Source organism: Bacillus sp. FJAT-44742 (genome assembly GCF_002797315.1).
In the GTDB taxonomy this organism is placed as follows: domain Bacteria; phylum Bacillota; class Bacilli; order Bacillales; family Marinococcaceae; genus Thalassorhabdus; species Thalassorhabdus alkalitolerans.
Map to the genome: position 1 here is coordinate 2025183 of NZ_KZ454936.1, position 26220 is coordinate 2051402.

25 protein-coding genes and 1 other annotated feature are annotated in these 26220 nt (G+C 42.3%); all 25 genes read right to left on the reverse strand.

Annotation, left to right across the window (positions count from 1 at the left end; translation table 11 throughout):
• Positions 1-90 precede the first annotated feature (90 nt).
• Positions 91-1425, reverse strand: coding sequence for a solute carrier family 23 protein (locus tag CEF17_RS10025; RefSeq protein ID WP_100399406.1), 1335 nt, complete (start codon positions 1423-1425; stop codon positions 91-93).
• Positions 1426-1623: 198 nt separating this feature from the next.
• Positions 1624-2175, reverse strand: coding sequence for a bifunctional pyr operon transcriptional regulator/uracil phosphoribosyltransferase PyrR (gene pyrR / locus CEF17_RS10030; RefSeq protein ID WP_054635266.1), 552 nt, complete (start codon positions 2173-2175; stop codon positions 1624-1626).
• Positions 2176-2413: 238 nt separating this feature from the next.
• Positions 2414-3328 (reverse strand): RluA family pseudouridine synthase, encoded by a 915-nt coding sequence (locus CEF17_RS10035; RefSeq protein ID WP_100400868.1) that lies wholly within the window; start codon positions 3326-3328, stop codon positions 2414-2416.
• Between the two features lie 3 nt (positions 3329-3331).
• The gene (gene lspA, locus CEF17_RS10040; RefSeq protein ID WP_054635265.1) at positions 3332-3805 is read right to left on the reverse strand and encodes a signal peptidase II; all 474 of its coding nucleotides are present in this window, start codon (positions 3803-3805) and stop codon (positions 3332-3334) included.
• Positions 3806-4005: 200 nt separating this feature from the next.
• The gene (locus CEF17_RS10045; protein WP_198508941.1) at positions 4006-4236 is read right to left on the reverse strand and encodes a hypothetical protein; all 231 of its coding nucleotides are present in this window, start codon (positions 4234-4236) and stop codon (positions 4006-4008) included.
• Between the two features lie 190 nt (positions 4237-4426).
• Positions 4427-7198: an isoleucine--tRNA ligase gene (gene ileS, locus CEF17_RS10050; protein ID WP_100399408.1), complete on the reverse strand. Its 2772-nt coding sequence runs from the start codon at positions 7196-7198 to the stop codon at positions 4427-4429.
• Positions 7199-7349: 151 nt separating this feature from the next.
• Positions 7350-7563, reverse strand: a binding site (T-box leader).
• Between the two features lie 126 nt (positions 7564-7689).
• Positions 7690-8193, reverse strand: a complete 504-nt coding sequence (locus CEF17_RS10060) for a DivIVA domain-containing protein (protein ID WP_100399410.1) — start codon at positions 8191-8193, stop codon at positions 7690-7692.
• A 75-nt stretch (positions 8194-8268) separates the two neighbouring features.
• Positions 8269-9051 (reverse strand): YlmH family RNA-binding protein, encoded by a 783-nt coding sequence (locus CEF17_RS10065; protein ID WP_100399411.1) that lies wholly within the window; start codon positions 9049-9051, stop codon positions 8269-8271.
• A gap of 11 nt (positions 9052-9062) precedes the next feature.
• Complete coding sequence (locus tag CEF17_RS10070) at positions 9063-9317, reverse strand: YggT family protein (protein WP_054635262.1); 255 nt, start codon at positions 9315-9317, stop codon at positions 9063-9065.
• 32 nt (positions 9318-9349) lie between these two features.
• On the reverse strand, positions 9350-9775 hold the full coding sequence (locus CEF17_RS10075; RefSeq protein ID WP_054635261.1) for a cell division protein SepF: 426 nt from the start codon (positions 9773-9775) through the stop codon (positions 9350-9352).
• Between the two features lie 27 nt (positions 9776-9802).
• Entirely contained in the window at positions 9803-10483 is a 681-nt protein-coding gene (locus tag CEF17_RS10080) for a YggS family pyridoxal phosphate-dependent enzyme (protein WP_100399412.1), read from the reverse strand.
• A gap of 38 nt (positions 10484-10521) precedes the next feature.
• On the reverse strand, positions 10522-11346 hold the full coding sequence (pgeF, locus tag CEF17_RS10085) for a peptidoglycan editing factor PgeF (RefSeq protein ID WP_232725484.1): 825 nt from the start codon (positions 11344-11346) through the stop codon (positions 10522-10524).
• Positions 11347-11460: 114 nt separating this feature from the next.
• Positions 11461-11706: a YlmC/YmxH family sporulation protein gene (locus CEF17_RS10090; RefSeq protein ID WP_054635259.1), complete on the reverse strand. Its 246-nt coding sequence runs from the start codon at positions 11704-11706 to the stop codon at positions 11461-11463.
• Positions 11707-11895: 189 nt separating this feature from the next.
• The gene (gene sigG / locus CEF17_RS10095) at positions 11896-12681 is read right to left on the reverse strand and encodes an RNA polymerase sporulation sigma factor SigG (protein ID WP_054635258.1); all 786 of its coding nucleotides are present in this window, start codon (positions 12679-12681) and stop codon (positions 11896-11898) included.
• Positions 12682-12927: 246 nt separating this feature from the next.
• The gene (gene sigE / locus CEF17_RS10100) at positions 12928-13641 is read right to left on the reverse strand and encodes an RNA polymerase sporulation sigma factor SigE (RefSeq protein WP_100399414.1); all 714 of its coding nucleotides are present in this window, start codon (positions 13639-13641) and stop codon (positions 12928-12930) included.
• 24 nt (positions 13642-13665) lie between these two features.
• On the reverse strand, positions 13666-14604 hold the full coding sequence (spoIIGA, locus tag CEF17_RS10105) for a sigma-E processing peptidase SpoIIGA (protein ID WP_100399415.1): 939 nt from the start codon (positions 14602-14604) through the stop codon (positions 13666-13668).
• A gap of 424 nt (positions 14605-15028) precedes the next feature.
• A complete protein-coding gene (ftsZ, locus tag CEF17_RS10110; RefSeq protein ID WP_100399416.1) occupies positions 15029-16207 on the reverse strand; it encodes a cell division protein FtsZ in 1179 nt (392 codons plus the stop codon).
• Between the two features lie 54 nt (positions 16208-16261).
• Positions 16262-17554, reverse strand: a complete 1293-nt coding sequence (gene ftsA / locus CEF17_RS10115) for a cell division protein FtsA (protein WP_100399417.1) — start codon at positions 17552-17554, stop codon at positions 16262-16264.
• 555 nt (positions 17555-18109) lie between these two features.
• The gene (locus tag CEF17_RS10120; protein WP_100399418.1) at positions 18110-18943 is read right to left on the reverse strand and encodes a cell division protein FtsQ/DivIB; all 834 of its coding nucleotides are present in this window, start codon (positions 18941-18943) and stop codon (positions 18110-18112) included.
• A gap of 136 nt (positions 18944-19079) precedes the next feature.
• On the reverse strand, positions 19080-19982 hold the full coding sequence (gene murB, locus CEF17_RS10125) for a UDP-N-acetylmuramate dehydrogenase (protein WP_100399419.1): 903 nt from the start codon (positions 19980-19982) through the stop codon (positions 19080-19082).
• 42 nt (positions 19983-20024) lie between these two features.
• Positions 20025-21128, reverse strand: coding sequence for an undecaprenyldiphospho-muramoylpentapeptide beta-N-acetylglucosaminyltransferase (gene murG, locus CEF17_RS10130; protein WP_100399420.1), 1104 nt, complete (start codon positions 21126-21128; stop codon positions 20025-20027).
• A 34-nt stretch (positions 21129-21162) separates the two neighbouring features.
• The gene (spoVE, locus tag CEF17_RS10135; protein ID WP_100400870.1) at positions 21163-22245 is read right to left on the reverse strand and encodes a stage V sporulation protein E; all 1083 of its coding nucleotides are present in this window, start codon (positions 22243-22245) and stop codon (positions 21163-21165) included.
• Between the two features lie 125 nt (positions 22246-22370).
• Positions 22371-23723 carry a UDP-N-acetylmuramoyl-L-alanine--D-glutamate ligase gene (murD, locus tag CEF17_RS10140; RefSeq protein WP_100399421.1) on the reverse strand — a complete coding sequence of 451 codons (1353 nt, stop codon included), beginning with the start codon at positions 23721-23723 and terminating at the stop codon, positions 22371-22373.
• Positions 23720-24697: a phospho-N-acetylmuramoyl-pentapeptide-transferase gene (mraY, locus tag CEF17_RS10145; RefSeq protein WP_100399422.1), complete on the reverse strand. Its 978-nt coding sequence runs from the start codon at positions 24695-24697 to the stop codon at positions 23720-23722. Before mraY ends, murD begins: the two co-directional genes overlap by 4 nt.
• Positions 24698-24735: 38 nt before the next feature.
• Positions 24736-26205 carry a UDP-N-acetylmuramoyl-L-alanyl-D-glutamate--2,6-diaminopimelate ligase gene (locus CEF17_RS10150; RefSeq protein ID WP_100400871.1) on the reverse strand — a complete coding sequence of 490 codons (1470 nt, stop codon included), beginning with the start codon at positions 26203-26205 and terminating at the stop codon, positions 24736-24738.
• Positions 26206-26220 lie beyond the last annotated feature (15 nt).

Consider the following 26220-nt stretch of genomic DNA (forward strand, 5'->3'; position numbering starts at 1 on the left):
ACTTTATCCAGGCAGACCGTGGGCAAACACGGTCTCGTTCCTGGTGCCTGTTTCACCCTTATGAGTCTCTCTGTACTCGATTAAAGGATGTTAAGCAGCATTGTCATCATCTTTTAGTTTTTCATCCAGGGAGGCAAACATTGAGTTATTTCCTAGACCATGTTCTTTTCCTGGAAGAATCAAGTTCAACAAGATGCCGATTATTGTAGCCAGAGCCATTCCGGCGATCTGCACATCATCGGAAACCTGTATAAAGGCGCCTCCGATACCGATAACCAGGATCACAGAAGAAATAATTAAGTTTCTTTTGATTCCAAAATCAATCTGGTTATCAATCAGCATTCTAAGTCCTGAGGAAGCGATGATCCCAAACAACAGGATTGAAATTCCTCCCATTACTGCTGTCGGGATGCTTGCAATCAGCGCTTCAATTTTTCCTATAAAGCCGAAGATCAGTGCAAATACTGCTGCCCCACCGACCACAAAAACGCTGAACACTCGAGTGATCGCGAGAACTCCGATGTTCTCTCCGTACGTCGTATTAGGAGGCCCCCCAACAAAGGAAGCAATCAACGTTGCAACTCCATCTCCCATAATAGAGCGGTGAAGGCCGGGCTTTTTCACCAGGTTCTTTGAAACCACTTTGCTCAGAACCATTTGGTCTCCTATGTGCTCAGAAAGGGTTACAAGGGCAATCGGAACCATAAGGAAGATAATCGTCCAGGACCAGTCTGGTGTAAAGGTGACAAAGGGTACAACAAAATCGGGAGTTCTGATCCACGGTGCTTCCAAAACTGGTGTAAAGTTAACCAGCCCCATAAATACTCCTACCACATACCCGCCGACAATACCGAACAAAATTGGGATCAGGTTAAAAAATCCTTTAAAGAAAACTGCAGCTACGATCGTTATGGCGAGGGTTATGAGAGCTACACTGAAGTGAGTCATTGGTTCTACAAACTGTCCAGCCTCACTGTCATAGTTCATCGCCATTTCAATCGCCGTGCCTGCAAGCCCAAGCCCTATGACCATAATAACGGGCCCCACCACAATCGGCGGAAGAAGTTTGATGAGCCAGTTGACACCAGTCGCTTTGATTAAGAGGGCAGTCAGTCCGTAAACAATACCTGCCATAAACGTTCCAATCATCACACCTTCCGGCCCTCCGATAGCCATCGCTGAAATGATCGGCATGATAAAGGCAAAGGAAGATCCCAGGTAAGCAGGTACCTGACCTTTCGTGACAACAAGATAAGCAAGGGTCCCCAGACCGCTGGATACTAATGCGACGGCCGGACTAAGACCTGTTAATATCGGTACGAGTATGGTGGCTCCGAACATTGCAAATAAGTGCTGCATGCTTAAAATAATCCAGTAATTCCATTTTGGGATTTCTCTGATGCCTATCTCTCTTTTGTTTCCCATGTAAGTCTCCTCCACTCCTGATTTGATCTCTTTCTTATACGATGGTATTTTGGACGTTTAGATATTCTGGAGAACTGTTTCCATAAAAAAACTCTTTGCAGAGAGCAAAGAGGGCACAGGGGGCCATCACCATAACAGGGATGGCTGCATCATGCCTCTTTTCAGACTCTCTGGACTGCATTAAAAGAGGTTCTTTATTTATCTTTCATGACTTGTAATACTTACTTGGTCTATCTGGTCGGTTTCTTTCATCTTAGCAGTGATGACTTCCGCTTTGGAGGTAGGAATATTTTTCCCGATATAATCAGGGCGGATCGGCAATTCCCGGTGACCTCTGTCCACAAGTACTGCAAGCTGAATCTGGGCTGGCCTGCCCTGATCCATTGTGGCATCCATGGCAGCTCTTACCGTTCGTCCTGTATATAACACATCGTCAACTAGAATGACTTTTTTGTCATTAATGTCATAAGGAATATCGGTCCCCTTTAATTCAGGTTCCTCAGAAGTGTTCTTTAGAGAAAGATCATCCCTATACATGGTAATATCTATTTCCCCTACTGGAATTTTTGTTCCCTCGATTCGTTCGATACTTTCGGCTAATCGATCAGCAATATAAATCCCTCTTGTTTTGATTCCTACGAGTACGCAGTCATCGATTCCTTTGTTTCTTTCAATAATTTCATGTGAGATACGGGTAAGCGCTCGTCGTATCGCCTGCTCATCTAATAAAACTGTTTCATCTTTAACCATTGATTTGCCTCCCACTGTCTAGTTTCTGCAAGGAATGGCCATTAAAAAATCCTCCCGTCCGATTGGACGAGAGGATGGTTAATAACATCGCATTAATCCCTGGTAGTTCCGGGACGTTCCCCCTGGTCATTACTGGCAGGGAATACATGCACCATTTCCTTCTCAGCCTCACAGGACTGTAATTAAAGGTGGTTCGTATTTGATTCTTTCGTTAGTATGACAAAAGTATACAAGAAAGTCAAGATTTTTTTCTCAGATCGTCCAGTAGGCCCTCCATATCTTCAGGCATAGGAGCTTCCCACTCCATGTATTCCTCTTTTGAGGGATGTACAAAGCCAAGGCGGGCTGCATGTAGAGCCTGACCGCTTATGGGCAGCGTATTACGATGCCCATACTTAGGGTCCCCTGCAACAGCATGCCCAATGTATTGCAAATGAACTCTAATCTGGTGTGTCCGTCCTGTTTCGAGCCTGCATTCAAGAAACGTATAGTTCCCAAAACGTTCTATTACGTTAAAGTGAGTCACTGCATCCTTTGCATTTATATCAGTGACCGTCATTTTCTGCCTGTCCATTGGATCCCTTCCAATAGGGGCGTCAACCGTTCCATGCTCATGAGGAATATTGCCATGAACAATTGTTTTGTAAATTCTTTCTGTTTTTTTATCTTTCAGTTGACGGCTAAGGTGTTCATGGGCTTTGTCGTTTTTTGCGGCCACAAGCACTCCCGATGTGTCCTTATCGATGCGGTGGACAATACCCGGCCTGATTTCACCATTAATGCCTGACAGATCTTTACAGTGGTACATTAACGCGTTCACAAGCGTTCCCCCGGGATGCCCAGGTGCCGGGTGGACAACCATCCCCCGAGGCTTATTGACAACAATCACATCATCATCTTCATAAAGGATACCAAGAGGTATGTTTTCTGGAACAATATCTATTTCTTCTGGTTCCTTAGGATACACGACGACTTCATCACCTGACTGTACTTTATAGTTACTTTTAGCCGCCTTGCCATTTACTTCAATACGCCCTTCTTTTGCCCACTCCTGGATGATCGTACGTGACCATTCTCCGTGCAGCTTAACAATTGTCTTATCTAATCGCTCCTTATTGTGTTCTTCAGAAATCACCCATTTTGTTTCTTCCATCATTTATGCTTGCTCCTTTTTCTCTTTTCGTTCATCTGCCATCATTTTGATAATCAAAGCGATTACACCTACGACGAGAGCCGAATCCGCTACATTAAAAATCGGGAAGTTATAAGCAAAGATATAAACATCCATGAAATCAATAACTTCTCCTCTGAAGAGACGATCGATGAAATTCCCGATCGCACCGCCTAGCACTAAACCTAGTGGAAGGCCGATCCATATGCTTTCTTTACCATACTTTTGCATGTAATAAAAGATAGCAATGACCACTCCGACGGTTATAATAAAGAATAACCACATTTGCCCTTGAAGTATACCAAAAGCAGCTCCTTGATTACGGTGGGAAGTTAAATATGCTAACCCTTCAATTAACGGAATGCTTTCCCCTATTTCCATATGTACGTCCACTAAGTACTTTGTCCATTGGTCAAGGCCGATAATTACCAGCGCCAGGACATAATAAAAGAGTATCATTGTCTGCTTCTCCTCATTTCCCAGTCTATGTATGTATGGGAAAGGCCGAGGCAATTCCCGACCTTGTGGCACATGCTCAAAACAGCCTACTTTAAGCATTTTAGCATAAAAGAAATGAAACGGTAAATGTAACCTTATTTTATTTTGCTCTTGTACGAGAAAAGAATGAAAACTTGTACGGAAAAGTCTGTTTTAGATTTTTATTGTAGCTGGGTTAGCTTTTCGATTATACTTGTAACTTTTTCCCATTCTTGCTGGCGCCCTACCTGTAAAAGGGATGCTTTATGCTTTTCAAATTCCCTCATTGTGCTAATTTTGGCTTCCTCTTTCCCGCTGACTGTTCCGATTCCTTCACCAGCCCCCTGCCGTTCCAGTTCCTTTCTTCTTGCTTCAAGCATCAGAGAATACCAATCAGTGTTCATTTGCTTCACCTTTCTCTTCGCTCTCTTTTTTAAGGTAAGCTGAACACCGTAATTTACACAGCGTAATTTTTCCCTCCCTCCTCACTATTTTCAATTCCTTTATTTAAATATATATGAAAAGCCCCTGTTCTCATGAGAAACAGGGGCTTTCACTGGCAGGTAAAACGAAGGCAAGTTATCCTTTGATGCCTATCATGGGTTATTCATCTTCTGCATAATTTTCTTTAACAATCGTAGCGCAGGAATCACAGAGCTCAGGATATTTTTCTTGAGCACCTACCGTTTTAGTAACAGTCCAGCAGCGCTCACAAGTCTCTCCGTCAGCTGGTCGGACTGCGATTGCCAAATGCTCATGAATTTCTGAATCCTCTGGTGCTTCATCTTTCGTTCCGTCAATGACAGCTTCTGAAACGATAAACAAACGAGTCAGTTCCCCAGCACCTTCAAGCACCGTTTTCGCGTCTTCAGTAGGATAAAGAGAAATGGAAGCAGTTAAAGACTTTCCGATTACTTTTTGGTTTCTGGCATTTTCAAGAGCCTTTAACACTTGATCGCGGATGCTCATGATTGTGCCCCATTTTTCCTTTAGCTGATCACTTTCAGGTAAGACCTCTGCGTCTGGAAGATCAGTAAGCTGGACACTTTCCTCTTCAACCCCTGGAATGAACTCCCATACTTCATCTGCTGTATGAGAGAGGATTGGAGAAGAGAGTTTTACAAGACTCACGAGCACATCATACATTACCGTCTGAATCGCTCTTCTGGATAAAGCATCTTCTGCTTCAATATATAACGTATCTTTTGCAATATCCATGTAAAAGGAGCTTAAATCAATGGTGCAGAAGTTATGCAGGGCATGGTATACCGTAGAAAACTGGTACTCCTCATACCCTTTTTTCACCTGGCCGATAAGATCGTTTAATTTTACCAGAATATAGCGGTCCATTTCAGGAAGCTTCTCATATGAAACCCGATCTTTCGCTGGATCAAAATCGTGAAGGTTTCCAAGCAAAAATCGGAATGTATTGCGGATTTTACGATAGGTTTCAGCAACCTGCTTTAAAATCTTATCTGATATACGAACATCTGCCTGATAATCTACTGAAGCTACCCACAGACGAAGAATATCTGCTCCAAGCTGGTTCATTACTTTGTTAGGAATCACAACGTTACCGAGTGACTTACTCATTTTTTTACCGTCCCCATCCAATGCAAATCCGTGGCTGAGAACACCTTTATAAGGCGCTTCTCCAGACACTGCCACACTTGTGGACAAGGAGGAGTTAAACCATCCTCTATATTGGTCAGAACCCTCTAAATAAAGATCTGCCGGACGCTGAAGTTCTTCGTTTTCCACTAAAACAGCCTGGTGGGATGAGCCACTGTCAAACCAAACGTCCATAATATCCATCTCACGAGTAAAGTTTCCATTTGGACTTTTAGAAGAAGTGAAACCTTCTGGCAGAAGATCTTTTGTTTCCCACTCAAACCAAATGTTAGAGCCATGTTCCCGGAAAAGCTGGGATACATGATTGATTGTCTCATCAGTTACAATTTCTTCTCCATTTTCCTCATAAAATATTGGAATTGGAACTCCCCACGCTCTCTGGCGGGAAATACACCAGTCTCCCCGATCCCTGACCATATTATGAAGCCTTGTTTCTCCCCATTCCGGAACCCATTTCACCTTTTTCACTGCCGAAATCAAGTCTTCTCGGAAATCTTTAATGGAGGCGAACCATTGGGCAGTGGCTCTGAAAATAACAGGTTTCTTTGTGCGCCAGTCATGTGGATATGAGTGAGTGATAAAGGTCAGCTTTAATAAAGCCCCAAGTTCTTCAAGCTTTTGGGTAATCGGTTTGTTCGCTTCATCATAAAAGAGCCCTTCAAACCCGGGAGCTTCCTCAGTGAAAACCCCTTTATCATCCACAGGACAAAGAGTCTCCAGCCCATATTGCTGACCTACAATGTAGTCATCTTCCCCGTGACCAGGGGCAGTGTGGACGCATCCTGTTCCAGCATCAAGAGTTACATGTTCTCCAAGGATTACAAGTGAATTTCTGCCGTAAATAGGGTGTGTTGTCATCACATGTTCCAATTCTCTTCCTTGGACTGTCTTTATCACTTCAGTATCTTCCCAGCCAATTTCTTTCTCGATTGTCTCTAGAAGCCCGGAAGCTACGACATATTTTTCTTCTCCTACTTTGACAACACTGTATTCAAGTTCAGGATGAACTGTAATGGCTAGATTCGCAGGAATGGTCCAAGGGGTAGTGGTCCAAATAACGAACTTTTCATCACCTTCAAGGACTCCTTTTCCATCTGTTACTGCAAAGGACACATAAATGGACGGTGAACGTTTATCATGGTATTCAATCTCCGCTTCTGCCAGTGCAGACTCAGAGGAAGGCGACCAGTAGACTGGTTTTTTCCCCTTGTAAATGTACCCTTTTTTGGCCATATCACCAAATACTTTGATTTGCTGGGCTTCATATTCCTTTGTGAGAGTAACATAAGGATTTTCCCAGTCTCCTCTTACTCCAAGCCGCTTAAATTGTTCCCGTTGACGGTCGATCTGTTCCATCGCATAGTCAGCGCAAGCTTTGCGAAATTCAGCGACAGACATTTTTTTTCGGTTGACCTTTTTGTTTTTCGTTAACGCTGTTTCAATAGGAAGTCCGTGAGTATCCCAGCCAGGTACATACGGTGCATGAAACCCGCTTACAGACTTATAGCGGACAATAATGTCCTTTAGTACCTTATTTAATGCATGGCCCATATGAATGTCACCATTGGCATACGGCGGGCCATCATGCAGAACAAAAAGGGGACGGCCTTTCGTGCGTTCCTGCACTTTTTCGTATATATTCTGCTCTTCCCATTTTAATTGTCGTTCTGGTTCCCGATTTGGAAGGTTTCCTTTCATCGGAAATTCAGTTTTCGGCATTCGTAATGTATCTTTATAACTCATTACTTTTTTCCTCCTCATTTAAAATAAACAAGCGATCATTAAGAGATGAAAGCAAATATCCTGGAAACAAATTCTTTGTGAAAGGTGTACTAACAATAATTATAGTTGAGTGATCTTTTATCCATAAAAAAAAGACCTCCTTCGTCCCGGGTATAGGGACGAGAAGGTCTCGCGGTACCACCCTAATGACCTGCTTTATGCAGTCACTTCATTGTAATATCGGCTTTCACCGCTGGAACCTAACCAATGTTTCGGCACCAGAACTCCAGGGTGATGTCCGCAGCTGTTCCTGTCACCAGGCTTCCACCATCCCCAGCTCGCTATCGAAGGAAGACAGCACGGCACGTCCCTTTCAACGTCTTGTTACCTGCTATGATACTTAGTGTCTGCTTTACAGAACGTAAGCATGATAGAGGGATATTCATTTATCATTCTCATGGTTTTGTCAAATTATAGAACAATCATAATCGAGAAGTCAAGTGGGGTATTCTTTACTCTTCCCCCGGAGAAGAAGACTCAAGCTCTTCTTCCATTGATCTCGCTAATTCATCCCAATCGTCATTATGTAACATTTCAAGCTGGGCTTCAATAAGCATCTTGAATCTCATGCGGTACACTGATGCCTGCTTTTTCAGTTCTTCAATTTCCAATGAAATCTTTCTTGATTTGGAGAGAGCATCATTAATAATTCGGTCTGCATTTTTCTCCGCTTCTTTCACAATCAGCTGAGCTTCTTTTTTAGAATTTCTACGTACTTCTTCAGCTGATTCCTGTGCTACAAGAATGGATTTATTTAACGTTTCTTCAATGTTAGAAAAATGTTCAAGTCGTCCTTCTAGTTCATCCACCTTTTCAAACAGTTCATTTTTCTCACGAATAACAGTTTCATAATCTTTAATAACTTGATCCAGAAATTCATTTACCTCGTCTTCATCATATCCGCGAAAACCTCTTGTAAACTCTTTATTGTGAATATCTAAGGGAGTTAACGGCAAAAGAAGCACCTCCGTGACTTAATTGATTAACTGATGTTACTTTTTTCGACAATTACATGTAAAAACCCTTCTTTTCTATGAAGGATCCTGTTTTTTCCCATAGCTAACGCGCCATTTATCTTTTTTTGACTTTCCTTCCACTGTAAGCAGTTTCCTGCGGCCAAGTCCTCTTACTGATAGATAATCTCCTTCATTTACTAGAAACGAGGGCTGATCTGCAATTCTCCAGTTGACCTTGACTCTTTTTCCATCAATGTAGGGTACGACTTTACTTCGAGATAAGCGGTACATTTCCGCTAAAAGGACATCAAGACGCAAAGAAGAGACAGTAGTGGACACTTCTTCCCATTCCTCTCTGACAGGAATTGCATCTTCTAACGAAACAGAGTGGAGTTGAATGGATGCAGATGCAACTTTTGTAAAATTCATTTCTACAAAAGAAGCAATTTCTTCTGCAACTGCTATCTGAATTCTTTGTGCCTGTAATATGATGTCCCCAAATTTTTCCCGCTTTACCCCCAGGCCCAGCAAGGAACCCAGAACATCTCTATGACCGACAGAAACAAATTTAACAGGATAATCCAGCTCATAAATTCTAATGTGAAATTGATCCTGTTCCGGGGCTTCATAAAAGGGAAACAGCAAGGCTCTTTTCCTTTCAGAACCTTGAGGCCCCCCGAAAAATTCAAGTTTGACTACTTCATCATTGCCAATTATAGATCTCAAAATATCCTGTTCTCTTGGATCTAAAAAATCAGTCAGCTTCGATTCATAACGCGTTCCCACTTGTTCTTTCCATTCACTGGCCTGTTCCACAAAAGGCCGCTCTTCTTTTCGAAAATGTTCGTATAGTACCATAAAGAACCTCCTTAAAAGAAGAGAGCCTGTACTCCAAAGCGAGCAAAGTGAAGAGCAACAAGGGCCACAATTGGAGAAATATCTATCATACCCAGCGGAGGGATTATCTTTCGGAAAGGTTCTAAATAAGGCTCTACTAAAGATCCTATAGTCTGGCCAAATGACGACTCTCGAGCGTTTGGAAACCAGGACATAAAAATATAGATGATTACCATAAATGAATATATCTGCATTCCTACAAGAAGCAGCGTACCTATTGTCTGCATATCTTTCTCATCACCCCAACCTCTTACTTGTCTTACTTATTGTATTTTTCATACATCAATTCTGATATTGCACCTGAAACATCCACGTTATCAGGAGTACATAGGAAAATATTCTGCCCCACCTTCTGAATATCCCCTCCTATAGCATACACGGTACCGCTTAAAAAATCGACAATCCTTTTTGCCTGATCCTGTGAGATTAACTGCAAATTAATAATTACAGCCTTCCTGCTTTTTAAATGATCTGCCACCTCTTGAGCCTCTTCATAAGCCCGGGGCTCTACTAATATCATTTTTGACGACTGCTGAATGCTTTGAAGACTGACTACATTTTGGGTATTTCCCTTTTTCTTTGCAGCTGTAAATTCGTTTTCTTGCTCTGGAAAATGTTCTATTTCTTCTTCGACTACCTCATCATCCAATTCAAAAAAACGTTTAAATTTAGATTTGAACCCCATGAGCTTTCCACTCCTTCACCTAAATCTTCATTCTTTTCCTACGAGACTGCTTCCAATGCGAACAAACGTGGCTCCTTCTTCAACCGCAATGACATAATCATTAGACATTCCCATCGATAAATGCAGGCAGGGTGCGTGACTCAGATTTAAATCCTTAATTGAATCTCTTAACAATCTAAGATTTCTAAATACCGGACGTGTCTCTTCTGGGTTTTCTGTATACGGGGCCATCGTCATTAGTCCAACCACTTCAATGGCCGGAAATTCTTCTAAAGACTTTATAAACGACAAAGTATCCTCTGGAGAAAGCCCTGATTTTGATTCTTCTCCTGAAACATTAACCTGGACAAAGCACTTCATTTTCCTGCCTTCAGGCATGCGTTTTTGAATTTCTTTGGCGAGTGATATTCTGTCTAGTGAATGGATGTAGTCAAACTTGTCAATCATATGCTTTACTTTTTTGGATTGAAGAGAACCAATAAAGTGCCAGGTAGCAGGCTTGTCCAGCTTTTCTATTTTGGCGGTTCCCTCCTCTGCCCTATTTTCACCGATATGTCTGATTCCAGCTTCCAGAGCTTTAGAGGCGGTCTCAACACTGACGTATTTTGTGACTGCGATAATAGCTATGTCGTCCTCGCTGCGGCTTCCACGCTGGCAGGCAAGTTTAATTTCTGATTCAATGTGTGTTAAATTTTGTTTAATATCCAAGTGCCTCTGCTCCTTTCTTTCAATATGAAATTTTCAAATTACTGTGTTTTTACAATAAAGCTCATCATTCTGCCAGTGGTTCCCTGGTCCCTTCGATGGGAAAAAAATAGTGTGTCCTCCTCGTATGTACAGTAGTTTGAGATGACTATATGGTCCTCATCTACTCCTGCTTCCAGGAGGAGCTGTTTATTAACTTCTTTTAAATCCAGCTGATACTTGCCCTGTGTTGTTTCCTGCCAGCCGGATTGTCTATCTGGAGAAAGCACTTTCTTCAATTCATTGACCACATGGTCATCAACCTCATAAGCTCTGGGACCAATAGAAGGTCCGATCGCCACATAAATATCCTCTGCCTTTACTTGTTCTTCTTTGCTCCATAGAGTAACCATTTCTGTAGCGATGTTAGCGGCTGTGCCGCGCCAGCCTGCATGAGCCAAACCGACGACTCCCTGCTTTGGAGCCGTAAAGTATAAAGGTACACAATCAGCATAAAAGCTTACTAAAAAGAGATTCTGCTCCGTTGTATATAACCCGTCAACATCCCCTGCCGAATCTTCAAGAGATACAGATCCTTTCCCTGCATCCTTATGGCTGACTTTCTTAATATCACTTCCATGGACCTGGTTAGATGCAACCCAGCTGCTTACAGGAAAACCCGTCCTATCCCCAATGATCTTACGATTGGCAGCTACCTTTTCTGGATCTTCTCCTACGTGAAGAGCTAAATTAAGACTATTGTACGGCCCGGATCCTGATCCTCCTGCTCTGGAGGTAAATCCAGCCTCTATATGAGTGAACTTTTCTTTCCACGGTTCTATTGTGAGTATTTGAGAAGTCATGCGTTGAAACGGTTCATGCTTCATTTGACTATCATCCTTTTTGCTAAGAATTGGACATAGTGATTCGCTTTATTGTAACACATTTTGCACTTGTCCCATAGAGAAGGAAGAAAAAGAAGGAAAAAGGAGGAATGCCCTTTATCCTTCCTGATCATAAAGATTGACCAGTATGACATCGGATCCAATTTTAACAATATTAGGCCACGGGATGATATAGTCATCTTCTTTGTTAAAAAAACCCATCATTTTTGCTGACCCACCAACGATGATTGCTTCAACCTGACCAGTCTCAATGTTAATATCTATATCGCCAACATTTCCCAGACGCTTTCCTGTATGCATGTTCACTATGTCTTTCGCCTGTAAATCAGATATTCTCATCATAAACTTTATCCTCTCTTCTTTCGGGTGTTGTCACTTCCACCATCAGAATATGATGTAAAGCAGTCATTGTTTCGAGATCTGACTTCACATATTTTTTCTCATTACTGACTTATACAAATGTATGTACGAAGATAGAACACCATGCGTTAAACGGAGAAGTGCATAAAAAAAGCAGCCACTTTGGCTGCTTTAGCTTTTAGAGTGTTTATTCATTTGTTGAATGGCTGCTTTTTCAAGCCGAGAAACTTGAGCCTGGGAAATCCCAATCTCATCTGCTACTTCCATTTGTGTTTTCCCTTCAAAAAAACGCATGTTCAAGATCATTTTCTCTCTTTCGTTCAGCTTAATCATTGCCTCTTTCAACGCAAGATGCTCCAGCCATTGACTGTCTTTTTCTTTGTCGTCACTAATTTGGTCCATGACATAAATGGGATCCCCGCCGTCATTGTATATCGGTTCAAACAAAGATACCGGGTCCTGGATTGCATCTAATGCAAAAACAACTTCTTCTTTAGGAACGTCAAGCACCTTGGATATTTCCTGTACGGTTGGTTCTCTTTCCCTCGTTTTATCAGCCATAAGCTGATCTTTTACCTGCAGTGCCTTATAGGCAATATCCCTCAGTGAGCGAGACACCCTTATCGGATTGTTGTCTCGTAAGTATCTTCTGATCTCACCAATAATCATTGGCACAGCATATGTCGAAAATTTAACATTCTGACCCAGGTCAAAGTTATCAATGGACTTCATTAAACCGATACATCCAACTTGGAACAAATCATCCACATACTCTCCCCGGTTATTAAACCGTTGAATAACACTTAACACTAACCGCAAATTTCCATTTACAAGGGTTTCTCTTGCATTTTCATCTCCACTTTGCATTTCTGCGAACAATTTTCTCATTTCCTTGTTCTTTAATACGGGCAGTTTTGATGTGTCTACACCGCAAATCTCCACTTTGTTTCGTGACACGGCGTTCCCTCCCATACAGCGATGATGTGCAAAAAACAACTTCCTGGATAAGAAAGTTTGTTTTTTGGAATCTTGCAGCTTTGTATGAGTTCAGTATGTCCCTGGTCAGGAAAAATATGCACATTCTTACCCATTGGGTTTTTGCTTAAAAGTAAAAGTTGAGAAGTGGAAAGTTATTACTCCTCGTATAAACAAGGCTTATTATGAAACAAGGCAAAAAAAAACTCCTTTACGGAGTGAAGAACCTTACACCATTTTGTTAAATTCTTTTTGCAGTCTTTTTATAATTCTTTTCTCAAGTCGGGAAATATAAGACTGGGAAATTCCAAGAAAGTCTGCAACATCTTTTTGCGTCTTTTCTTTCTCCCCGGCAAGGCCAAACCTCAGTTCCATAATCTGCTTTTCTCTGTCATTTAACGTCTCAAGAGCTTTCCTCAACAGCTTTTTATCAACTTTTTCTTCAATCCCTCTAGTGATGATATCCTCATCTGTACCTAGGATGTCAGATAATAAAAGTTCGTTTCCGTCCCAGTCCACATTAAGAGGCTCATCAAAAGAAACCTCTGACCTGGTTTTGTTGGTCCTTCTAAGATGCATGAGTATTTCGTTTTCTATACACCTGGAAGCGTAAGTAGCTAACTTAATTTTCTTCTCAGGATTAAAAGTATTCACTGCTTTAATTAACCCAATCGTACCGATGCTTATTAAGTCCTCTATGTTGATCCCGGTGTTTTCAAATTTTCTCGCAATGTAAACAACAAGCCGGAGGTTTCTTTCAATCAGCATGGACCTGACTACTTTATCTCCTGTTGAAAGCTTGCTGATCAAGTGAGCTTCTTCCTCTTTCGATAAAGGCGGCGGAAGGGCTTCGCTTCCCCCTATATAATATATTTCGTCTGGTTTTACACCTAAAAAACGAAGGACCTTATACCACATAATTTTTATCTTTAATTTTATCATACCAGTTGTTCTCCCCCTTCTTCCCTATGATGCAGATTCCCCTGAAAACTCCTCCACTTGCTCAGATGGGACAATCATTTGAAAATCACTGGTCGCTGATAAAGCACCTTCTTCAAGGCCAATAAAAATACGGGGCAGGATATGCTCCTTCTCGCCAATATTTATTTTTACCTCATCCGGCTTGAGAGCAATGAGCCAATCCTGCTGTTTGCCTACTGCTCTGAAAGGAATGATTCGGATACGTTCCTGCCAGAACACCGATATTGTTTCTTCATTCATATTTTCAGTAAGTGATAGTAAGCGAGAGAATTTCTCAAACTGGCTCTCGCTCATCCGTTCCTTAAATAAATCTGTCTGCACAATCATTACTGGGGTCTTAGTGATCGGGTCTTTTAACTGGTTGCCGGTGTCCACTAATCCTCTTCCTTCAATCACCAGGCTGTCAATTTTAATTTCAATATCAACACATTTTGCTTCTTGTTTTCCCCTCGTTCTATGGGACTGAATAGCTTTGACTGTTATCAGCCATATTAGAGGCAGTGATAGGATAATTGTAAGCCAATGCAAGGAGGCATAAGAGGCAAAAGAAGCCTGTTGAGCCCATGTCTTCAATACAGGAGAAGTATGGAAAAAATTATGAAATGCAAGCACTCCTCCGCCAGCTACAAAACTGACCATATAAAACATAAATAAACCTTGGAAAAGGAAAGAAAAATTATAAAATCCAAAAGTACCAATGATCACACCTACTGATAAAAGCAATTTTCCTAGAGGGTGCAGGAAAAACCCTTCTAAAGGAGTGAGAATGAGAAAAACAGTTGAAGAGCTGACGGCAGCGACTATCAGCAGCCGTTTCATACTGACTTTTCTTTTTAAAAATCTGGCTGTTAACAATAATAATATTATGTTAATAACAAAGTTGCCTATCCAGATTAAATCTAAATATAGAATCACCCCTATCATCCTTCTTCGTAGTCTGAGTAAGGTAAGTATATTCCCATTCTATATAAAAGTCTGTCAATTTATGACAGCTTGCCTTCACTTCTTTTGCTTGATTTTGTCAGCCTTTTCACTCCTTTTTACAATAAATTTCGCAATGAAAAGCTATTTGATTCTGAACCAGGGGGCACTCCCCCTTTCCTCCTTCCTTTCCGCTGAGGAATCGGCAATCCTACCAGGCTTCTGCCAGCGGAGTCTCGTCTGATCCCTCCTTCCGCTTGAGTGTGGGAAAAGCTTTTGGACAAGTAATGAGCAATCAAGCTTAATAGATGGAAAAGGATTGAACTAGATGATAAGAGTGCTTAGTGCTTTTTAGAATAAAAAATAGAGAACCCCTCGTCTTTTAAAAACGGGGGTCCTCTTTCATAAGATTAAACTATTCAGTTCTTTATCTTCTCTTCCGACGGTTTCGCAGGAAGGTTGGTATGTCGAGTGTGTCGGACTCTTCCTGTTGAGGCTGCTGTCTCTGTTGAGGTTCAGGAGTCTCTTCTTGCGGACGCTGTTGTTGTGGTGCAGGTCTGCTGTTATTTGGCGGAGAGTAGCTTGCTGATTGCTGTGGTCTGTTATTTAACCCTGTGCCTCGAGATGGGGACTTAGAAGGCTGGCTTTCATCAGCTTCTTCAAATCCTGTCGCAATCACAGTAACCACGATCTCATCTTTTAGGTTCTCATTAATGACAGATCCAAAAATCATGTTAACTTCCGGATCTGAGGCATCCGAGACAATCTCAGCCGCTTCGTGAACTTCAAACAAGCTTAAATTTGTTCCGCCTGTAATATTCATCAGAACACCTTGAGCTCCATCTACAGATGTCTCAAGAAGAGGGCTGGAAATCGCTTTTTTCGCAGCTTCTGCTGCCCGGTTTTCGCCGGTGGCGATTCCGATACCCATTAAAGCTGAGCCTCGTTCATTCATAATGGTTTTTACGTCTGCAAAATCCAGGTTGATAAGACCAGGTACAGCAATTAAATCTGAGATACCTTGTACACCTTGACGGAGAACGTTATCCGCTTCCCGGAAAGCTTCAAGCATCGGAGTATTTTTATCAACAATTTCCAGAAGTCTATCATTTGGAATGACAATCAATGTATCTACTTTTTCTTTTAAGGCACCGATTCCTCCGGCAGCCTGGCCTGAACGTTTTCGGCCTTCAAAAGTAAATGGACGGGTTACCACGCCCACTGTCAAGGCACCAATTTCTTTGGCAACCTCCGCAATGACTGGAGCAGCACCTGTACCCGTTCCTCCTCCCATGCCTGCAGTGATAAAGACCATATCGGCACCGGTTAAGGCTTCTTCTAATTGTTCCTTGCTTTCTTCAGCAGCTTTTTTTCCGATCTCTGGATTTGCTCCAGCTCCCAGACCACGGGTAAGCTTCCCGCCTAACTGAAGCTTCGTTTCAGCTTTTGACAACTGCAATGCTTGAGCATCGGTATTAACAGCAATAAACTCAACACCTTGCAGGCCGTTTTCGATCATTCGATTTACAGCGTTTGAACCGCCGCCGCCGACACCAATTACTTTAATCTGCGCCAGCTGATCCATATCCATTTCAAATTCTAACATCTCAGGTCCCCCTAATCCGTCAAATCTGGCGAGTTTACATGAGTTTGCATATATTTACTCAAAAAACACTTTAAAAAAGTTTCTCACTTTTTGTTTTACACCAGGCTTGTCCGTTTCTTCTTCCTGCTGTTTTGGTGCCTTCTTTCTTCTCGCCGAACGTTCTTGTAATTCATGTTCTTCTTTTACTGTAACTGATGCTGCAACTTCTTTACCCTGAATTTTAACATTTCGATAAGCAAATTCAATAAGTCCGATTCCTGTTGTAAAACGTGGCTCTCGTACACCAATATAATCTGGAACGGCTATACGGACATTATGCTTGAGCACTTCACGTGCAAGTTCTAGAGCTCCAGGAATCATTACACTTCCTCCTGTGAGTACGTAGCCTCCCGGAAGATCTGAAAAGCCCAGTTTGCGTACTTCGTCTTCGACCAGCTCATAAATTTCTTCCATACGCGGCTCTATGACATGAGCTATATCGAATTGAGAATACTCTTCCTCAACATCACTTCCAATGGTCTTCATTTGGAAGGTCACTTCATCGGAAGCTCCGTCGATATACGCATGCCCATGCTCAACCTTCACCCGTTCTGCTTCTTCAGCAGTTGTCCTCAACCCTACAGAGATATCATGTGTAATATGTTCTCCTCCCACTGGAAGAACTGAGGTTGTCTGGAGACTGCCATGCTGAAAAACAGAAACGGTGGTGGAGCCGCCACCGATATCCACCAGCGCTACTCCTAAAGATTTTTCATCTTTCGAGATAGCTACGGCCCCTGCAGCCAGGGGCTGAAGGCAGATGTCGGCCACTTCAAGCCCTGCTCGTTCTACACACCGCAGCAGGTTATGTAAAGCTGTCTTGGATCCTGTAATAATATATCCTTCCATTTCCAGCCTGACTCCAAGCATACTGCGTGGGTCATTGATTCCTTCTTGTCCGTCTACAATAAACTGATTCGGTATGACATCGATAATCTCCCGGTCCGGCGGAATGGCTACAACCTGGGCAGCATCGATTACTCGCTCTATATCTTCATCGCCTATTTCGCGATCAGGGCTGGATACAGCTACGACATCACTGCATGGCTGTAATTGTATGTGATTGCCATTTACGCCGACGATGACTTGTTCAACCGTCAGGCCGACCATTCTTTCCGCTTGTTCGACTGCGCGACGAATTGATTTCACCGTTTCATCAATATCAACGATAGCCCCCCTTTTAATTCCTTCAGAGGAGGCATTTCCTACTCCCATTACTTTAAGGGAGCCGTCTGACATTTCTCCGATGATGACCCGGACACCGGATGTACCGATATCTAAGCTGACATAAATGTCCTGGTTGTTCATGTACTGGCACCTCCCGTTGGCATCTGCATCTATTACTGCTTTTCCACCTGCATTCGTTCCCATCTTTCATCTATAATAGCATGATCAACCTTTGCTTTTGTGAAAAAATCATAAAAAGAATAAGGGAAATTGTTTGTTTACCACTAACATTTCCACAACTTCTTGCAATACCCTTTTTTATTGTTAAAAATAAAATTTCATGCAAACTATATGTAGCACACAGTAAAAAGAACAGAATGTTTTCTTGTCATAGTCAAAGGGATTTGTTTTTTAATAAATAAAAAAAAAGAAATATCCAAAAGCAAAAAATTGCCGCTACTTATAAGTCTACACCAAGTTGAAGACCTAGAAAAGGCAAAGTTGCAGGCTACCGCAGAAAAATGAAGAAAATAGGAAAAACAGAGGGCTAAATTTAGGTTTCTCAATAAAGTCATAGCACTATATAAAGCTTCTTATTCCAAAAAACAGGAGAAAGGTTCTATCTTTTTATTCAGAATAAGAACCTCTCTCCTTTGCTTTCACATTCACTTCGTGGAAATTTGCCCTAGCTCTGGACTACTCTTCCTCTTCATTTCCCTCCTCTACTTCACCAGTCCCCTCTTCTACTGTTTCTTCTAATCCTTCATCTGACATTTCAGCTTCTTCCTCAAATGCTTCAAAATAAGGAGTCATTTTCATATGGAGAACTCCTGCAGCTTCAGGGTCAATTTCTTTAGCTACTACGGGATAAGGAGTCATATGGTCGGAGAAATTTCTTATCGTAGACTCTACCTGTAAACCATCATTCATATACATAAGCAGCCGAAGAGGATCTTCGTCATCGGGCACATGATGGACTTCGGAGATGCGGTTTAAGATTCCCTCCCCTACTTCACCTAGTTCTGCAGAAAACTCCTCTAAAATTTCTAAGGAAGAAAATCCTGAGAGCACCGGAGCGTCACCTGGGACCGAAGCTCTGGCAGCATTCTGTAAAGTCTTTCCGTTTCTTAATACAGGCAGGTATTCATCACCATTCTTAACATAGGCAATACGAGGATATTCTTCTACTTCAATGGATATCGTTGCCGGAAGTGACCGCTGAATGTTCACATTCTCTATTTCAGAAAACTCTCTTACTCTTTCCTCTGCCTGCGTCATATCGACATTCCATATGCTTGTCCCTTTTTTTACATTGCTGGCTTTTTCTATTTCTTCTGCCTGGACATATTGCTCGCCTGCTACTTGAATATTCCTTACGTGACTTAACGGGGATTGGAAATACACAACCAATAGTATAAGGAAAAAAAAGATGGACAGGTATGTAATAAGGCGGCGGTTGGCTCTCTTCTTTCGCTGTTCGTGCAAGGCTGTGTTCGCATTATCCAAGGTAACGACTTTTTTGTCTGACATCTTTTTTTCTCCCCCAATCCTTCCCGCTCGTTTCCTCCTGTACAGAGGCATATTTTGGGGAAATGCTCATATGGTTTGTAAGGAAGGACAGAGCACCATTTCAAAAGTAATCTTGTCTGTCCCTCTTTGATCCCCTTTACCTTTTGACAATTTCTACTTCAGTGTGCATCTCAACGTTATTTTTTTCCTTGATGGTTGTCTTCACGTGATCAATGAGTGCTAACACATCTGCTGCCTGGGCATTTTCGATATTGACAATGAAATTTCCATGCATTTCAGAGATTTGAGCTCCGCCAATACGGTAGCCCTTTAAGCCAGCTTCTTCAATGAGCTTTCCTGCATGATCTGGAAGAGGGTTGCGAAACACACTGCCAGCACACGGGTCCTTCCATGGCTGAGTGTTTCTTCGATAATCTTTATTTTTCTGCATTTCTGATACAATCTCATCCTTGTTTCCCTCTTTAATTTCAAGAACAGCTTCCAGGCAGATGCCTTTTTCCTTTTGCAGCCTGGATGTCCGGTAAGAAAATCCCATGTCTTCTTTGGCAATCCATTTCATTGTCCCGTCGGGGTATAGCACATGAGCTTTGATCAATATTTTATTCATGTCAGAGCCGTGAGCCCCCGCGTTCATAAATACTGCTCCGCCTACCGTTCCAGGAATGCCTCCGGCAAACTCAAGACCAGAGAGACCTTTTTTGCTGATAATCGTAGCCAGCTTGATAATGGAATATCCACCGCCTACTCTGATCTCCCCGTCTCCAATTTCCAGATGACTTATATTTTCTCCGAGCTTGATCACAACTCCTTCAATTCCTTTGTCATCTACTAATAAATTTGACCCTCTGCCGATTGCCCGCCAAGGAACATTATGCTTTTGAATAATTTCCATGGTCTTTTTCATTTCCTCTATACCGGCAGGCTCTACTAAAACATCAGCAGGTCCGCCTATTTTCCAGGTTGTATGCTTCGATAAAGGCTCACTTTCTTTTACTTTCCCTATTTGCGCATCTTGAAGTTCCTCAATAATCTCTTTCATATAAAAGGCACCTCTCTTTTTTCATTCCCTGCCTTCTGAGTGCTATTTACCGACCGGCTTCACAAGGCTTTGGATAAGATTATAAATTTGTTTTGCTGAATCTGGCATAGCCAGCTCTTTTGCCGACCTATTCATTCTCTTCCAGGTCGCTTCCGTCCCTAAAATATCTTCCACATCTTTTAAAAGCATGTTACCGTTCATTTCTTTTTCCAGACGAATAACCGCTGCACCATTATCACTGAGGCTGCGGGCATTTTTTTCCTGATGATTATTGGTTACATAAGGGCTTGGAATTAAAATGGAAGGCAGCCCTAAAGCGGTGATTTCCGCTAGTGTGGTCGCTCCTGCTCTTGTTACAATCACATCAACGTTTGACAACACCGCAGGCATATTGTGAATAAATGGTTTAATGACTACATTACTTGGGTTCCCGGCCTTCTCCACTTCTTCCATCACTTTATCATAGTGGACAGCACCAGTGACATACAAAAATTGCCATTTTTGTTTTCCCGCTTCAGGCAGAGCTTCTAAAAACGCCTCATTGATCGGCCGCGCTCCCCGGCTTCCTCCAACTACTAATACGACCTTTTTATGTGGATCCAGTCCCATTTCCGGAAGAGGATTAGAGCCTGCTGCTCGAACTGCTTCCGAAGCGCGGGGATTTCCGGTAAATACTACTTTCTCCTTTGGAAAAAAAGAGGAAGACTCCTTAAAAGAAATGGCTACCTTATCTACATATCTGCTTAAAAACTTATTTGTTAAACCTGGAACACTGTTTTGTTCATGTACAAGAGTTGGAATTCCAAGCTTTGCTGCTGCAAAGACGACCGGTCCCGCTACGTACCCTCCGGTTCCTATTACAGCGTCAGCTTTAAAGTCCTTGATCAGCTTTTTTGCACGTCTGGTTCCTTTGACGAATCTCATTACTGTTTTCACATTTTCCAAGGACAGCTTCCTTTTAAAACCAGTAATTTCCACTGTTTCAAAAGGGATGCCCTCACGAGGCACAATGTCGCTTTCTAGTCCCTTTTTCGTACCAATATACAAAAATTCACTTGCTGGATCGATTTCTTTTATTTCTTTAATCAAGGCAAGAGCAGGGTAAATATGGCCCCCTGTTCCTCCCCCGGTTACTACAATTTTCATGTGTAAACTCTCCTTAGCTAGGCTTCTAATGATGCTAATGCTTTGCCTGTATACTTATATTAAGCAGAATCCCTATGGCAAGCAGCATTAATGTTAAAGAAGATCCTCCATAGCTGAGAAAAGGCAAGGTTATGCCTGTGACCGGAAATAATCCTGTCACTACTCCTACGTTAATCATAACCTGTATGAGCAGCATCCCTACTATCCCAACTGCAAGAAGGGCACCGTACATGTCTGGAGCTCCGAGTGAGATGCGTATCCCCCTCCACATGACGATGGTAAATAAAAGAATAATAACTAATCCGGCTATATAGCCGCCTTCTTCTGCAATAATAGCAAAAATAAAATCTGTCTGAGGCTCCGGCAGGTAAAAATATTTCTGCCTGCTTTCCCCAAAGCCCATCCCAAACAACCCGCCGGGACCGATAGCATACAAGGATTGAATGATTTGAAACCCGCTCCCTAAAGGATCTGACCATGGATCTAAAAAAGAGGTAATTCTCTTAATACGATAAGGAGCTGAAGCAATCAAACCTACAAAACCGGCGGCTCCAACTACTCCTAACCAGGCAAAATGGCTGATTCTCGCTCCTGATACAAAGATCATAACCACACATGTAGCGACCATGACAGCTCCGGTTCCTAGATCAGGCTGGAGCATTATGAGTCCAAAGGCTGTAAATATCAGCAATAAAGTAGGAAGGAGACCTTCTTTGAATTTTGTAATTTTCTTTTGGTGCCTGGATAAGTACCTGGCCAGGAAAATAATCATGGCCAGTTTCATAAATTCAGAGGGCTGAATAGAAAAAGCACCAATACCCAGCCAGCTTCTTGCTCCTCCCCGCATGAGACCCACACCAGGGATCAGTACAATCAGCAGAAGAATAAAGCATATAATTAAAAGCAGCTTCGACCAGCTTTGCCACGTCCAATAATCTACCTTGGCTGTAACGTACATGGCCGCCAGCCCAGCTCCGGCAAATAATAGCTGGCGCTTTGCGAAATAGAAAGGATCATCAAATTTATATACACCCCATGCTGAGCTGGCACTGTATACCATTAATATTCCTATTATCAGTAAAAGCAGTGTTGCGCCAAGTAAAAGAAAGTCGGGCATCCGAGTAGTTTTTGACAAGGCCGTCACCTCTTGCTAAGTAGAGTAGGAAGACAAGGTCTGCCTCTCTAAAATGTATGCAAGACATGCCCGAACATGCTCTTAGATAGCCGGGTAAATAAGTTACTTTACTGGAGTTGCTGTACGGCTTTAATAAATGTCTCTCCCCGCTCCTCAAAAGTCTTAAATTGATCCCAGGAAGCGCATGCTGGAGAGAGAAGAAGGACATCACCCTCTTCAGTCAATTTATATGCTGTTTTCACTGCTTCTTCCAGTGTATTTTGCTTCTCAACATGGCTTACACCTGCCTCATAGGCAGCTTCTGCAATCTTCCCTTTGGTCTCCCCGTATGTGACGACTCCTTTAACTTTTGCCAGATACGGAATCAAATCATCAAATGAATTCCCTCTATCCAGCCCTCCGGCCAAAAGGACAACAGGCTGTGTAAAAGAAGAGAGTGCTTTTTGAGTAGCAAGAATATTAGTCGCTTTAGAATCATTATATATTTTTCTTCCATTGATGTTCCCGACAAATTGCAGACGATGTTTTACACCGTGGAACGTTTTTAGAACATCTATAATTTGTGTGGTAGAGCCCCCGAGAATTTTAGCCGCAGCTACAGCAGCAAGCATGTTTTCTACATTATGAGCTCCAGGAAGCGACGCTTCTTTAAGAGAAAGTATGGGCTCTTCTTTGAAGGTAATCCATCCATTTTCCACATAAGCACCTTCAGACTGCTTAGAGGAAGCAGAGAAAGGAACGAGCTGCGCTTTTGAATGTTTCGCCAATGTTTCAACTACTGGGTCATCACTATTGTAAATAATGACATCCTCGGAGGTCATGTTGGTAAACATTTTTCCCTTTGACTGTTCATAATCCAGACGGTCTCCGTGATAATCAAGATGAGCATCAAAAATATTAAGTAAAACAGCTACGCGAGGGTGAAAATCCTTTGTTCCTTTTAGCTGAAAGCTTGATACTTCCGTGACCATGATATCCTGTGCTTTTACCTCTTGGGCAACTTCACAGGCTACCGTTCCAATGTTACCTGCAATCCAAGGCTTTTTATTCTCGTTTCCTTTTAACATCTCATATAAAAGTGTAGTCGTAGTTGTTTTTCCATTGGATCCCGAGATAGACACTATGTCTCCTTCACAAACAAGGGAAGCCAATTCAATTTCAGTAACTACAGGCAGGTTTCTGTTTACAGCTTCACTGACTAGAGGATTGTGATAAGGGATACCCGGATTTTTAACCACATAATCTGCTTCGTCAAGCAGAGCAGCAGGATGTCCCCCTGACACGAGTGTAATTCCCTCCTTGCGGAGAGCCTTTTCTTCTTCGGTTCCCGCCAGATCCTTTGCATCGTTTACGGTTACGTCGGCCCCCAATTTATTTAAGAGCCGGGCAGCAGCCATCCCGCTTTTTGCCAGTCCAAGGACAAGAACCGCCTTATTTTCAAAATCTTTTATTTGTTTCATGTTATCCACACCTCAATATAAATGCCTAATACTGCAAAAATTAGTCCCGCCAGCCAAAAGGTCATGACAACTCTCCACTCGGACCAGCCGCTTAACTCATAATGGTGATGAAGTGGGCTCATTTTAAAAATTCTTTTTCCCCTAAGCTTAAAAGAGAGGACTTGAATAATGACAGAAAGAGTTTCGATCACAAATACTCCTCCAATGATAATAAGGAGAATTTCCATCTTTGTAATGATCGCTATAGCTGCAATCGCTCCTCCTAATGCAAGGGAGCCTGTGTCTCCCATAAACACCTTTGCCGGGTGGGCATTGAAAACTAAAAACCCTAGAACGGCTCCGACGACCGCTGCACTAAATACAGCCACTTCTCCCATTTCAGCATTCCAAGCAAGGACCGCGAAGGCTCCAAAGGCAATAGCCCCGGTACCAGCAAGGAGACCATCTAACCCATCAGTAAGGTTCACTGCGTTGGACGCTCCCACGAGCATAAGAATCACAAGAATCAAATACGCAATCCCAAAGTCGATCCCCATACCTGTACCTGGTATTGTAACTTCTGTAGAAAATCCTGATTGGGCAAGAACTACATAGAAGATAACTGAAATCACCAGCTGTCCCACGAGCTTTTGTTTTGATGTTAACCCAAGATTCCGTTTCATCACTACTTTTATAAAATCATCGAGAAACCCAAGTACTCCAAAACCAATCGTTACAAGGAGAAGAAGCCAGACTTCAACGGTGACTTCTAAAAATATAGAAGTCATCAATAGAGTAGTAATAAGGACGGACAGGAGGATCATGACTCCTCCCATAGTAGGAGTCCCGCTCTTTTTCTGGTGAGATTTAGGCCCTTCATCTCTAATCGCCTGGCCAAATTTTAATCTTCTCAGCATAGGAATCATGATAGGGGATAATAAGACCGCTATAAGAAACCCTGCTATTAACGTAATAAGTATTGACTGTGCAACCACGGTTGCTCTCTCCTTCCATGACTAAAAACATCCATAATCTATCTATCAGCTTTTATCTTTTTAATTGCTTTTCTTGCTTCTTCCCGGTCATCAAACGTAAGCACTTCACTGCCTATGATCTGATAGGTTTCGTGTCCTTTTCCGGCAATGACAATGATATCTTTGGCGGCAGCTGAACGAACAGCATGTTCAATGGCTTCCTTCCGGCTTTCAATCACAGTGTAATTTGACTTCTCGACGCCCTTCACCATATCCTCAAGGATCGTTTTGGGATCTTCGCTTCTAGGATTATCAGAAGTAAAAATGGCAGTATCGGCAAACTCAGAGGCAATAGCTGCCATCTCTGGCCGTTTAGTCTTATCTCTGTCTCCTCCGCATCCTACGATCACATAAATGTTGTTTTCTGCCATCTCTTTGACTGTCTTTAAAACATTTTCTAATGAATCCGGAGTATGAGCGTAGTCAACAACGACAGTGAAATCCTGTCCGGCATCTACTGTTTCAAAACGTCCGTCTACTCCTTCAATAGCTTCAAGACTTCTCTTAATATCCGCGAGTGGGATATTAGAAAGAAGAGAGACTGCAATTGCTGCTAAGGCATTATACACACTGAACATACCAATTAACTTCAAGGAAAATGTTTCTTTCCCCCAAGGGGTCACTGCTTCAAACGATGTGCCCCATGGCCTTATCGCAATATTTTCTGCTTTAATATCACTTTCGTTTTTAATTCCGTATGTAAGAACCTGCGCTGAAGTCATTCTTTCATATAAGCTTGAAGCTGGATCATCGGCATTTAAGACAGCTGTCTTCCCTCTTCCTTCATAATGATTTCCAAGCTGTGCAAACAGTAATCCTTTTGCCTGCTTATATGCTTCCATCGTTTCATGATAATCTAAATGGTCTTTTGTAAGGTTTGTAAAGACAGCAATATCAAAATCACATCCCCGCACTCTCCCTAAATCAAGGGCATGGGAAGAGACTTCCATGGTACATGTTTCTATGTTTTGAGAAACCATCTTGCCAAACGTTTGTTGAAGCACTAAGGATTCTGGTGTTGTGTTTTTGTTCTCAATGGTTTCTTCACCTATTTTTGTGTAGAGAGTTCCTACCATTCCTGTGTGTTGGCCGCTATCTTTTAACACTTGATCAATCAGATGAGTGGTTGTGGTTTTTCCATTTGTCCCTGTAATCCCTATTAATCGCATTTTCTTTGTGGGATGATTGTAAAAAACACTAGACAAAACAGCCATCGCCCGTTTTACATCACGTACTACGATGACCGGAACATTAACATCGAGGTCTCGTTCGGCCAGCAGGGCAGCTGCTCCTTTCTTTACTGCCTCGCCTGCATACTCGTGACCATCTACCGTGTACCCTTTGATGCACACGAATAAACTCCCGTGCGTTACCTTGCGGGAATCCATTTCAATGGATGTAATGTCAGGGTTTTCCCGGACTGTTTTTGTATAACTGATCAAAGAGCTGCAAAGATCATTTAATAACATATTCATTGTCCTTTC